An 8,420-nucleotide genomic window follows, 5' to 3' on the forward strand; every position below is an offset into this window, starting at 1 on the left:
CCGCTCCCACATTTGGTTTGTGGTGTGGCTTAGATCGCAGCCAGGGTCTCTTTCACCGTCTGCGCCTGCGGGTCAGCGGTCTTCGCCGCTACCTGCTGCGCCTGCTGCTCCTTCAGGCGTTCTGCAACTTCCTTGGAAATAGCATCCTGCTTGTCCTGAGGCATGTTCTTCACATCATCCTCGGTCAAACCCTGTTCCTTGAGCAGTTGCTCGCGGATGCGCTCGGCCGGGCTTTTCTTCATGTAGTCGGTGAAGTCACTGCGGGCCGACGTGGTGGAGTCAGTCTTGGCCGTATCGGTGGTCGAGGCGGTTGCGGTGGTGGCTTGCAACTGCACACGGGTCTTGGCGAAGGCGGCATTGATGTTGTCGGCAGTGGCGTCGGCCGCTGCCTGTGTGGTCGATACAGTCGTAGTGCCCTGTTGCACGTTTTGCGCGGCACCGCTGTACAGCGCGCTGGCCGCGGCGTTGGCCGGGTCCATGTCTGCGCGCTTGATGCGTTGGATCGTCGACTGAGCCTGGGGGTTGTTGTTGATCAGCATGATCAGGACACCTGTGGATGTGGGCGGTGCCACAGGTGGAGCAATTAGCGTGCCCAGTGGTATGGCCCCGTGTTTACGGGGGCTTTGGGCCGCTACCGTCGGCAAGCGTCGGCGTGCCGCCGGCCATTGTTTGCCGCTAGTGGGCAATGTTCTCCAGCGCCAGGTTGCGGGTGCGCGGGCCGAACCAACTGATGGTGATCATCACGATCAACATGCTGCTGGCGATAAACGCCAACACGCCGGGCGTGCCGAGGTGTTCGAGGATCACACCGATCAACAGGCTGCTGAACACCGTCGACAACCGGCTGAACGAATAGCAGAAACCGACCGCCCGGGCGCGGATGTTGGTGGGGAACAGTTCGCTCTGGTAGGAGTGATAACTGAAACTCAGCCAGGCGTTGCAGAAGGTGATCATCACCCCGCAGATCACCAGGCCCACGGCGGTGGTTTGCAGCGCGAACAAACTGCCGAAGATCACCGCGCCGAGCGCCGAGCCGACAATCTGCCATTTGTTCTCAAACCGGTTCGCCACCTTCACAAACAGCAGCGGCCCCAACGGGTAGGCGAGGGTGATGATGAAGGCATAGCCCAGGCTGTGAGTGACGCTCACGCCCTGGCCCGAGAGCAGCGCCGGCAGCCAGTTGCCGAAGCCGAAAAAGCCGATGGCCTGGAACACATGAAACACAATCAGCATCAACGCCCGGCGCCGGTACGGCGGTTGCCAGATATCGGCGAAGCGCCCTTGGCCCTGCACGCTGACGGCTTGCGGTTCCGGCTCATCGAGTGGCTTGCCGTGGTCTTTCCGGCAGCGCGCTTCGAGGCTGTCCATGATCTGCCCGGCTTCCTCGAAACGGCCTTTTTGTGCGAGCCAGCGCGGCGATTCCGGCAGGCGCTTGCGCAGTTGCCAGATAAACAGCGCAAATACCGCACTGCTCACCACTACCCAGCGCCAGCCGGAAATCCCGAACGGTGCCTGGGGTACCAGCCACCACGACATCAACGCCACCGCCGGCACCGACAGGAACTGGATGAAAAACGCAAAGGCAAACGCCGAGCTGCGCATGCGCTTGGGCACCAGTTCCGAGAGGTAGGCGTCGATGGTCACCAGCTCGATGCCCAAACCAATGCCCACCAGGAAGCGCATGCAGATGATGCCCAGGGCGGAGGTCTGGATACCCATCAACACGGTGGCGACGGTGTACCAGATCAACGCAAAGGTGAAGATCGCCCGGCGCCCGTAGCGGTCGGCAATCGGGCTGAGCAGGCTGGCGCCGAGGAACAGGCCGAGAAAGGTCGCCGAGGCAAAGGCCGCCTGGTCGGAGAAGCCGAATACGCCCTGGCTGCCGGTGTGGAAAATTCCGTCACTGATCAGGCCGGGGCTGATATAGGCAGTCTGGAACAAGTCATACAGCTCGAAAAAGCCGCCAATCGACAGCAGCGCCACCAGGCGCCAGACAGTGGCGACGGCGGGCAACCGATCAATGCGCGCGCTGATGTGCGCGGCGCGGATCGGGTCGATACCGTCTGCAAGAGAGGGTGAAGACATGGGCAGAAGACTCAATAAGTGATCGGGATCTCGAATTCCTGGAACGCATCATCCACCGGTTGGTAACCCAGCACACGGGTTGTTTCGCTGAGGTCCAGGCGTTTGAAACGGTTATTGGAAATGCCATGGGCGATCAGGTGTTTCACCCCGATGGTTTCCACCGAGCGTTGCAGCAGTTGCACGGCGTCGCGGGGGCTGAGCCAGGCGCTGAGGTCGCGGGCGTTGTTCAGGTCGTGGGTTTCGGGGAATTCAAACGCACCGATGCGCAGGGCGATGGTGGAGAGCGGGGTTTTGGCCGCGTAAAAACCGCACAGGGCTTCGCCGTAGCATTTGCTCACGCCGTACAGGTTGGCGGGCAATACAGGCATGCCCGGCGTGATCTGCCGGTCTACCGGGTAGCCTTCGATGGTCTGGGCACTGCTGGCGAATACCAGGCGCTTCACACCTGCGGCCACGGCGGCTTCGAACAGGTAGGTGGTGGCCAGGATATTGTTGGGCAACAACTCGTCGAAGGTCGCGCTGGCGTGGGGGATGCCCGACAGGTGCACGATCACGTCAATCCCGTCGAGCAGGGCGGCGAGGGCGGTTTTGTCGCTCAGGTCGGCGTGGATGAAACGGTGCTCGCCGAGGGCGAAATCCGGCTCGATGCGGTCGGTGAGGGTGAAGCGGTAGCGGTCTTTCGAGGCTTGGAAAAACGTCTTGCCGATGCGGCCGCAGGCGCCGGTGAGTAGTACGTTGAGTCCGTTCATTGGGTAGTCCTTGTTTTTAGTTGTGGCCGTCGAGGGCGAAGGTTTTGAAGCCGGGGCGTTGGCTGAGGGTTTCGTAGTAGGCGCTGACCGCCGGGTAGGACGGATGCTCCATGGGCGTCATCCACCAGCGGTGCACCGACAGGCCGATGAGGATGTCGGCGAGTGTGAAGTCGTTACCGGCGACGTAGGCGCCGGTTTTGATCAGTTGCTGTTCCAGTAGGCCCATCTTGTCGTTCCAGCTTTTTACCCCGGCTTTGATGCGTTGCGGGTCCTGATAGTCCGGGTTCTTGCGTACCAGAGCGTGGAAGGCGTAGCCCCACGACGGGTTGAGTTCGGTGGCTTGCCAGTCCATCCATTGCTCGACCTTCGCACGGGCGACCGGCTCGGTGGGCAACAGGTCGTGGCGTTGGTGCAGGCTCACGAGGTAGCGGCAGATGGTGTTGGATTCCCACAGTACGCCGTTGTCGTCGATGATCACCGGGACTTGGGCGTTGGGGTTCAGGGCCAGGAATTCGGGGGACTGGGTGGAGGCGAAGCCGATGCCCCAGTCTTCGCGGTCGTAGGGGATATCCAGTTCCTGGCAGGTCCACAGGACTTTTCGCACGTTGATGGAAGAAGTGCGACCGAGGATTTTCAGCGAATGGCCCATGGTGCTTTCCTGACGAGGGTGAGAAGGCAGGGGGCAATTTAGCAGGGGCCAGAAGGCACGGCGAGGTTGTTAAGTGGGCAGGATCAAAAATGTGGGAGCGGGCTTGCTCGCGAATGCGGTGTATCAGTGATGGAAAGGTCGGCTGACACACCGCATTCGCGAGCAAGCCCGCTCCCACAGTTTGACCGCGTGCGGTCTGTTAGATCAGTGGTGATTCCAGGTCCATCAGCTTGCCCATCAGCAATACGCCCAACTCACTCAACTGGTGAATCGCCAATGCGGTGTCGCGGTCTTTGCCGGTGAGTTCATCAGACAGGTCGAGCAATAACGTGCTGACCGAGGAAAACGTCTCGTAGCTGTTGGCGATCAGGCTTTCGCTGCTGGCGTCGGGGCTGACGGTGAATAAGGCGGGAGGATTTGGAGTTGCTTTGAACATAGTAAGTGCCCTGTATTAGGCCACCCCCATATCGCTACTAAACAATAAAGGAGGCAGCTGCGCGCAGGTTAGTAGACCGGTGGACACTCATAGCCGGCGCACCCGAAGGTGCCCTACGCACAGCCGCCATCAAGCACAGACAAAATCGTCTGACAGATGAAGCTCATGCACTAAGAGTGAACCAGTTCGGGCTACTAAACCCGATCACTGAGAAATTCAGCGACCGGGCAACCTTAGAGAGCCCTACCCAAGCGCACAAGCCGGCGGATTCTGACGTACCTGTAGGTAACGGAGCAAGGCGCTGCCAGCAACACCAGCCACTTCCTACAGCTACCGCCTGTATGTGTTCGCGCAGTCTACTCAAGCTGGTTTGGCTTTTACGCTTAAGGGGCCAGTCTGAATATCGAAAGTACCCTCAAATTCCTGGTTCTCCGAGCCTGGCCAAGAACCCTGAAAGTGGAACTTTCCGTCCAGATCTCCAGCTCCTTTAATAAAGGTGCCTTTGTAATGGCCGGACACTGAATGCCAATGTTGTGGCCTGTCATTGGTTTCGCGGTTGTAATAGCCGGCGGCGTCGGGGTTGAAACCGCCGGAAAATTCACCTGCCGTGTCAGGCAGGACCAGTGTAATAAGCCGAATTTTTCCTAATCCATCAACGTACTCACCCTGAAACCAGAGATTTTTCTGACTATTATCAAACCTGATGCTGGTAGCCTCGAAAGGCCCATCTACGGATTTGTCAACCTTAAGTGTCCCTGTTACGGGGATTGCGTTAATTCTGTAGTGATCCATGGTCGAGAGGCTCCATCTAACTTGCAGTTGCTATCTCTTATTGCTGGATAGTTGCTTGATTAAATGAGCCTTTCACAGGTTCGTATACTGTCAGAAGTCACAGTGGATTTTCATAATCGCAAGGGCTAGCGTGGAGCGTTTTACCGATGGCCCGTATACGGGACCGGCCTAGGTACTCTCGCGCACCTTCAACTCAAACCCCATGTCCACCACCGGCCGGGCGATCTTGTTGCCCGCCATCACCGTCAACAAATGCTCTGCCGCCCGCCGGCCAATGGCTTCGCGCGGCGTACTGATGCTGCTCAAACGCGGCACCATGAACGAGGAAGACGGCAGGTCGTTGAAGCCCAGCACCGAGATCTGCTCCGGCACCTTGATGCCATGGCGCAGCGCTTCCAGCAACGCACCCTGAGCCAGGTCGTCGTTGCCAAAGAAGATCGCGTCCACGTCCGGATGGCTGGCCAGCAGTTGCAGGAACAGCTCACCACCCAGGCCCAGCGACGATGGCCGTGGCGTCAGCACTTCGAGTGCCGGGTCGTACAACCCCGCCTGCTGCAACGCCCGGCGAAAGCCTTCACCGCGCAACAACGTGCGCTGGTCCAGTTGCGCGCCAATGTAGGCCAGGCGCTTGCGACCCCGTGAGATCAAATGCGCGGCCGCCGTTTCCCCGGCGTTCAACTGCGAGAATCCTACGCAGTTCAGGCCAGCACTCGGGTCCAGGTCCATCATGTACACACACGGCACATTGCTCGATTCCACCATGCGCCGGGCGCTTTCCGTACGGTCAAACCCGGTCAGCAGCAGCCCCCGTGGCTGGTAGGCCATGTAGTTGCGCAGCAGGTCTTCTTCTTCGTCGCGGGAATAGTGGGTGTTGCCGATCAGCACTTCAAAGCCCTTGGGCCGCAGCACCTGGTGGATGGCTTCCAGGGTTTCGATAAACAGCAGGTTGGACAGCGACGGCACCAACACCACCACCGACTGGCTCTGGGCAGATGCCAGGGCACGGGCGGCCGGGTTGACCACGTAGCTCAGTTCGGCGGCGGCTTTTTGCACTTTTTCCACCAGTTCGGTGGCCACGGTGCTGATGCCGCGCAAGGCCCGGGAGGCGGTAATCGGGCTCACGCCAGCCAGGCGGGCCACTTCATTGAGGGTGGGGCGGCCCGTGGTGCGGGTATTTTTATCGTTCTTGGGAGTCATCAGGCGGCTTGCCAAACAAAAATCGAGGCACTAAGGTAGCGCTGTCTCCAAGACCCTGCAAATTCTTGAACGTCGGGATGCCTGTTCCCGTTCAAACCTTTGGAGCAGATGCACGCGTCACTCCATAAAAATGACAAGACGGCGCGGGAAAAGCCTGTTTTTGCACTAGCCTTACAGCGTGCAAAGGTAGCGCTATCTGCGTCTTGAGGTGTTTCATGAGTCAACCTGTTACTGCCCTCGTGATCATGGGTGTTTCCGGCTGTGGCAAGTCCAGCGTCAGCGAGGCCCTGTGCCTGCTGAACGGCGCCACCGCCATCGAAGGCGACAGCTTTCACCCCGCCGCGAACATCGAGAAGATGAGCGCCGGCCATCCCCTTAACGACGAAGACCGCGCCGGCTGGCTCGACATCCTGTGCGATGAGCTGCGCCGCTCCCTCAAGGCCGGCGAGCATCCGGTGCTCACCTGTTCGGCCCTGAAGAAGAAATACCGCGACCACCTGCGCGAAGCCGCGCCGGGCCTGGGGTTTGTGTTTCTGGAGCTGACCCGCGAAGTCGCCGCCGACCGTGTATCCCATCGCCCCGGCCATTTCATGCCGGCCAGCCTCATAGACAGCCAGTTCGCCACCCTTGAATCCCCGGTGGGCGAGCCGTTGACCCTGGCCCTCAACGCCAGCGTAGACAGCGTCGAAGAACTGGCCGAGCAAACCAATGCCTGGTGGCTCGAACACGGCTTTGAACCAAACAAATAATTTTTTGCCGGACAAGATAGCGCTGTCCGCCTGCACTGAATTTTTTACCGGCTTTAATAACAACAACAAACAGGAGAGACCCCCATGTTTGGCTTGTCCCACGATACCTATCTGCTGCTCGATGCAGTGGTGACCATCATCGGCCTGATCGTGTTGATCACCCGGTTCAAAGTCCACCCGTTCATTGCCCTGATCATCGCCGCAGGCTTTCTCGGCCTGACCTCGGGCATGCCCGTGGACAAGATCATCAAGGCCTTCCAGGACGGCTTCGGCGGGGTGCTCGGCTTTGTCGGGATTATCCTCGCGCTGGGTACGATGCTCGGCAAGATGATGGCCGATTCCGGCGGTGCCGATCAGATCGCGCAAACCCTGGTGCGGGCCTTCGGCAAGGAGAAGGTGCAGTGGGCAATGATGTTCGCCGCGTTCCTGGTGGGCATTCCGCTGTTCTTCGAGATCGGTTTTGTGTTGCTGATCCCGCTGGTGTTTATCGTTGCGCGTCGTACCGGTGTGTCGCTGATCAAGATTGGCATTCCGCTGCTGGCCGGCCTGTCGGCGGTGCACGGCCTGGTGCCACCGCACCCGGGCCCTCTGCTGGCGATCGGCGTGTTCGGTGCCGACATCGGCAAGACCATTCTCTACGGCCTGATCGTCGCGCTGCCTACGGCGATCATCGCCGGCCCGCTCTACGGTTCGTTTATCGCCAAGTACATCCCGGGCAACCCGTCCCAGGAACTGGTGGACCAACTGGCCAGTGAGCAACCGGAATCCAAGACCCTGCCGAGCTTCAGCATCACCCTGATCACCGTGCTGCTGCCGGTGTTCCTGATGCTGCTGAAAACCTTCGCCGACGTCGCCCTGCCGGACGGCCATGTGATCCGCAACTGGATGGACATGATCGGTCACCCGATCACCGCCTTGCTGCTGGCCTTGCTGTTGTCGCTGTACACCTTTGGCCATCGCCAGGGCATTGGCTCCAAGCAAATCCTCAAGCTGCTCGACGCCAGCCTGGCGCCGACTGCAGCGATCATCCTGATCATCGGCGCCGGTGGTGGCTTCAAGCAGATGCTGGTGACCAGCGGCGTAGGTGATGTGATCGGCCATATGGCGGTGACCGCGCAGATCAACCCGATCCTGCTGGCCTGGCTGGTGGCGGCGGTGATTCGTGTGGCTACCGGTTCTGCGACGGTGGCGACCATTACCGGTGCCGGCATTGTGGTGCCGGTGGTGGGGATGATTCCGGGGGTGAACCGCGAGTTGCTGGTATTGGCGACGGGGGCGGGCTCGCTGGTGCTGTCTCACGTCAACGATGCGGGGTTCTGGCTGGTGAAGCAGTACTTCAATATGACCGTGGCCGAGACGTTCAAGACCTGGACAGCGATGGAGACCATCCTGTCGGTGGTGGCGTTGGGCTTTATCATGTTGCTGTCGCTGGTGGTCTAACAGGCACACCGCAAAACAAAATGTGGGAGCGGGCTTGCTCGCGAAGGCGGTGAATCAGTCGACATATGAGTTGACTGAACCACCGCCTTCGCGAGCAAGCCCGCTCCCACATTGGTTTTGTGGTGTTTGGAGAATCGGGGGATTACAGCTGCGGGGTTTCTTCCGTCGGCTTGGTCTTGTCCACACCCGGCACATGCAGGTTGCCTTCGACCACCTGGTTGCCTTCCAGCTGCGGCTGCGTCACCCACGTCAGAATGTCGTAGTAACGCCGGATGTTCGCCACAAAATGCACGGGCTCACCGCCACGGGCATAGCCATAACGC

At 59.9% G+C, this 8,420-nt stretch carries 9 protein-coding genes and 1 pseudogene; 2 read left to right on the forward strand and 8 right to left on the reverse strand.

Annotation, left to right across the window (positions count from 1 at the left end; all coding sequences use genetic code 11):
* Window positions 1–29 precede the first annotated feature (29 nt).
* The 7 genes from HX786_RS30225 to HX786_RS30255 all read right to left on the reverse strand — a co-directional run bounded on the left by HX786_RS30225 (window position 30) and on the right by HX786_RS30255 (window position 5,911).
* The gene (locus tag HX786_RS30225) at window positions 30–539 is read right to left on the reverse strand and encodes a hypothetical protein (RefSeq protein WP_003213081.1); all 510 of its coding nucleotides are present in this window, start codon (window positions 537–539) and stop codon (window positions 30–32) included.
* Window positions 540–675: 136 nt separating this feature from the next.
* Entirely contained in the window at window positions 676–2,085 is a 1,410-nt protein-coding gene (locus HX786_RS30230) for an MFS transporter (RefSeq protein WP_177019375.1), read from the reverse strand.
* Window positions 2,086–2,096: 11 nt separating this feature from the next.
* Window positions 2,097–2,834 carry an NAD(P)-dependent oxidoreductase gene (locus HX786_RS30235; RefSeq protein WP_087693166.1) on the reverse strand — a complete coding sequence of 246 codons (738 nt, stop codon included), beginning with the start codon at window positions 2,832–2,834 and terminating at the stop codon, window positions 2,097–2,099.
* A gap of 16 nt (window positions 2,835–2,850) precedes the next feature.
* A complete protein-coding gene (locus HX786_RS30240; RefSeq protein WP_178913009.1) occupies window positions 2,851–3,483 on the reverse strand; it encodes a glutathione S-transferase family protein in 633 nt (210 codons plus the stop codon).
* Between the two features lie 199 nt (window positions 3,484–3,682).
* Window positions 3,683–3,919, reverse strand: a complete 237-nt coding sequence (locus HX786_RS30245) for a DUF6124 family protein (protein WP_087693164.1) — start codon at window positions 3,917–3,919, stop codon at window positions 3,683–3,685.
* Window positions 3,920–4,279: 360 nt separating this feature from the next.
* Entirely contained in the window at window positions 4,280–4,711 is a 432-nt protein-coding gene (locus HX786_RS30250; RefSeq protein WP_177049547.1) for a hypothetical protein, read from the reverse strand.
* A 168-nt stretch (window positions 4,712–4,879) separates the two neighbouring features.
* Window positions 4,880–5,911: a LacI family DNA-binding transcriptional regulator gene (locus HX786_RS30255; RefSeq protein ID WP_161635742.1), complete on the reverse strand. Its 1,032-nt coding sequence runs from the start codon at window positions 5,909–5,911 to the stop codon at window positions 4,880–4,882.
* A 212-nt stretch (window positions 5,912–6,123) separates the two neighbouring features.
* Here HX786_RS30255 and HX786_RS30260 point away from each other — a divergent pair, with 212 nt between their 5' ends.
* Window positions 6,124–6,657, forward strand: a complete 534-nt coding sequence (locus tag HX786_RS30260) for a gluconokinase (protein ID WP_008431624.1) — start codon at window positions 6,124–6,126, stop codon at window positions 6,655–6,657.
* Between the two features lie 84 nt (window positions 6,658–6,741).
* Window positions 6,742–8,097 (forward strand): GntP family permease, encoded by a 1,356-nt coding sequence (locus tag HX786_RS30265; RefSeq protein ID WP_008431626.1) that lies wholly within the window; start codon window positions 6,742–6,744, stop codon window positions 8,095–8,097.
* A 142-nt stretch (window positions 8,098–8,239) separates the two neighbouring features.
* Here the strand turns inward: HX786_RS30265 and HX786_RS30270 are convergent.
* A pseudogene (locus HX786_RS30270) lies at window positions 8,240–8,420 on the reverse strand (lytic transglycosylase F); the annotation flags it as partial.

This window comes from Pseudomonas sp. 21615526, from assembly GCF_013386245.1.
Lineage (GTDB): Bacteria > Pseudomonadota > Gammaproteobacteria > Pseudomonadales > Pseudomonadaceae > Aquipseudomonas.